Genomic DNA, 2976 nt, shown 5'->3' with positions numbered 1-2976 from the left:
GGAACAATGGCACATCTCGCGCCCGTCCCGTGGTATCAAGGTTTCTAGCACCACCGATTTTACTGTGGCACAGTTTTGACCCTTTTCAAATTATTTTGGCTCATCGGGCACCTCCTTGGAGAATATCCCGTTGAGCTTTTTTGCGACTTCAAAGTTACTGTTGGGGTAAAGATGACCGTAAGTGCCGAGCGTCGTTTCGATGTCCTCATGTCCCAGACGTTCTTTAATCTGGAGCGGGTTTTCACCGAGACTGATCAACAGCGACACATGCGAGTGGCGGAGGCCATGCACGGTAATCCGCTGAACTTTGGCGAGTGTACTGTACGCGTCCACAATATCCAAAAATTGCCCGTCAGAGCACGGAATCCCATCACGTGAGAATACCCACTCGGACGTCACCATCGCCGCTTGTGCGACCTGCCACGCATCTAAGCACGCAATGGTATCATCATCAAGCGCCACGGTACGGCGACTGGCGGCAGTCTTTGGCGCTGGAGTTTCAAACCAGTTGCGGTTGTGATAGTCCATTGTCTTATTGATGTTCACCGTCTTAGCTTCAAGATCAACGTCTGTCCACTTTAACGCCCGTGCTTCACCGCTACGCAAGCCAGACATGAACATGAACCACAACATCGTGTAATCAAAGCGGCCAGTGTACGTGTTGGTGTTCGTCTTGGCGAGTACCTTTTGGAAGTCGGCTTGCGTCCAGAAATTGATCTTCGCTTTCTTCTTTTTGATGAGGCCAACGACCCGTACTGGATTCTCGTTGATGATACCAAGCGCCTTAGCACGTTCAAGCACTTGGCCTAACATAATGTTGATGGTACGCGCATAGGATTGCTTACAGTCTTTGAGTACGCTGACTTGCCAATGTTGCACATCAATCGGCCGAATTTGGTCAATGATGATGTCGTTGAACCTAGTCAGATACTCACTGTTCATCAAGACTAGCCGCTGACGGTAGGTGCGTGGCTTTACTTGGGTTTTGTACCAAGGCTTGAACACGTCTTCCATAAAGTCGACAAACTTAGTCTGCTTGATGTCCTCATCATCGGCGATCCCCGCCGCCAACATTGCAACTCTTGCTTTTTTCGCCTCCGTTTTCGTTTTGAAGCCGCTGGCACGTTTTTGAATTCGTTTGCCAGTTCGTTTGTCAGTTCCTAAGCTTACGCGGAAGCTAAAAGTGCCGTCCGCCTGTTTGGTAATATGGTCTTTCGTAGTCAAGATAGTTCCTCCTTAACTGCGGAAAGGCCACTTGGTGCACCCTCAAGTTGGCTTAGTTTCAAGCCTAATACTGCGTCTACTGCTTCCACTGGAACACGGTCTACGCCTTTCTTACCGTACCATCCAAGGCCACGTTTGAGCAACAACTCTTTTGCCATTTTGATGATACGGCTTGCTTGCGATTGACTGTACCCCAGCTTGATAAGGTCAGCTCTAGTCATCGTCAGGAAGACTGGCTGTTCTGGTACGTTAATATTCAATCAAATCACTTCCTAAAGTTTGGTGGGAGTGAGATAATCAAACCAGATAGAACCCATATTTTATCTGTGAAGGGTGACTACTTGCTTTGGTCGGCGTAGTCGCTCTTTTTTGATTTCTCACGTTGCTTTGAATCGGTCATAACACCGTTGCGTTGGTGCTGAAAATGGTGGATCACGTCCCAGTGGCGTTGCGTCAACTTACCACTGTCGATGATGGCTTTGAGTTCGTTTGTGTTATTGTACTGGTCAATCAACTGCAACATCTTGAGTGAGGGTGCGACTTGCTTTCTCAACCACCGCGTAATATTGTCATAGTTTAACGGTTCTGGATTAGTGGAAAGTCGCAGCTTATCCCGATTGTTACCGATGAACGCCGCCCAACGAGGATCTAACACCCACTCACTTCTGGGTTTATGACTTGGCGTCAAGAAACGCAGATACTGATTGATGATGCCGAACACGACTTGTTCGGGATCGCGCGTCGCCAATAGATGTTCAACCGCTGTGGCGGCACGTTCGCGGCGTAGCCGCACTTCAAAGCGAGTACGGATCGGTTGATCTTCAATGGCGATTTCTGGGTGTTTCTGATGTTGCTCAAATGCCTTGTCGTAGATACAGAAATTGACTTCGCTTTGTGGCGAACCAAGGTACAAGGTGCGCCCAGAGGCGTGCCACTGTTTGGTGCGGTTGTCCCTGAACCCGCGAAAGCGTGAGCTGAATTCATCATGGTCGCACTTCTCAATTAGTGTTGGCACATCTAGTAATCCGTTGCGGTCGTTGATGGCTAAATCAAGTCGGGTAAAGTGGCAATCCAGTTTGAGACAAGTTTCGAGAAAATCGTACCAAGTTCGATGTTGCGATTGCAGATACGATTCGACGTAGCGACAACCTTGACCTTTCAGCTCAATCATTGTGCCACTGTCGTCTTTCGGGTTGTAATCTTCGGCATCCACATCTTGGTAAGGTGATAACATCATCTTGATCTCACCGCATGTTAAGGTTGCTGAATAGCCGTAGTGAGCGCCGTCGTGGAGATTGAAATGGATCGGGCTGATTTGGAACAGTTCGTTAATCAACTCTTCGTAGTCGTGCGTCTTGAAGGTGACGCTGAGATAGTCGATACAGACGTCCAGATTATTCTGACCGGTCAACGCACGCAACGCCAACGTCAGTTCTAATCGGGCTTTATCGTTGAGCGGCTTCTTGCGACCCAGCAGTTGATTCAGGTGTGACCGGCTGTAATTAGCCATGTCTGCGAGCTGACCTTGAGTAATATTGTTATCGCGCATTTCGTCGTGGACTTGATCAAGCCAATCTTTGTTGGTCATGCCGCCAATTAAGTTTAAGTCTTTGAGCATGTTAGCTCCTTTCCAAGCGTCCTAACAGCAATTCGGCGTTTTACCTATACGGTAAGGCCGTGCCACAGGCGCTTTATGCCTACCGTCGGATTTCTTGTTACTTGTATTTGCCCCCCTATTAGACACTGGGGGCT

Annotated in this window: 3 protein-coding genes; all 3 read right to left on the bottom strand. The window is 48.7% G+C overall.

All coding sequences use genetic code 11. The features are described from left to right. Positions 1–90 precede the first annotated feature (90 nt). A complete protein-coding gene (locus tag JUE67_RS12555) occupies positions 91–1224 on the bottom strand; it encodes a site-specific integrase (protein WP_082620463.1) in 1134 nt (377 codons plus the stop codon). Next, on the bottom strand, positions 1221–1484 hold the full coding sequence (locus tag JUE67_RS12550; protein WP_225419500.1) for a DUF3173 family protein: 264 nt from the start codon (positions 1482–1484) through the stop codon (positions 1221–1223). Before JUE67_RS12550 ends, JUE67_RS12555 begins: the two co-directional genes overlap by 4 nt. A gap of 77 nt (positions 1485–1561) precedes the next feature. Beyond that, positions 1562–2842 carry a replication initiation factor domain-containing protein gene (locus JUE67_RS12545; protein ID WP_203628645.1) on the bottom strand — a complete coding sequence of 427 codons (1281 nt, stop codon included), beginning with the start codon at positions 2840–2842 and terminating at the stop codon, positions 1562–1564. Positions 2843–2976: the final 134 nt, after the last annotated feature.

The sequence above is a fragment of the Lacticaseibacillus mingshuiensis genome, assembly GCF_016861785.1.
In the GTDB taxonomy this organism is placed as follows: domain Bacteria; phylum Bacillota; class Bacilli; order Lactobacillales; family Lactobacillaceae; genus Lacticaseibacillus; species Lacticaseibacillus mingshuiensis.
Note: the sequence above shows the minus strand (reverse complement) of the source record. Positions and strands in the feature narration are given on the sequence as shown.

What these genes read in the sequence shown, in the direction of transcription:
- JUE67_RS12545 (WP_203628645.1), bottom strand. Translation starts at nt 2,842, where the DNA reads ATGCTCAAAGACTTAAACTTAATTGGCGGCATGACCAACAAAGATTGG.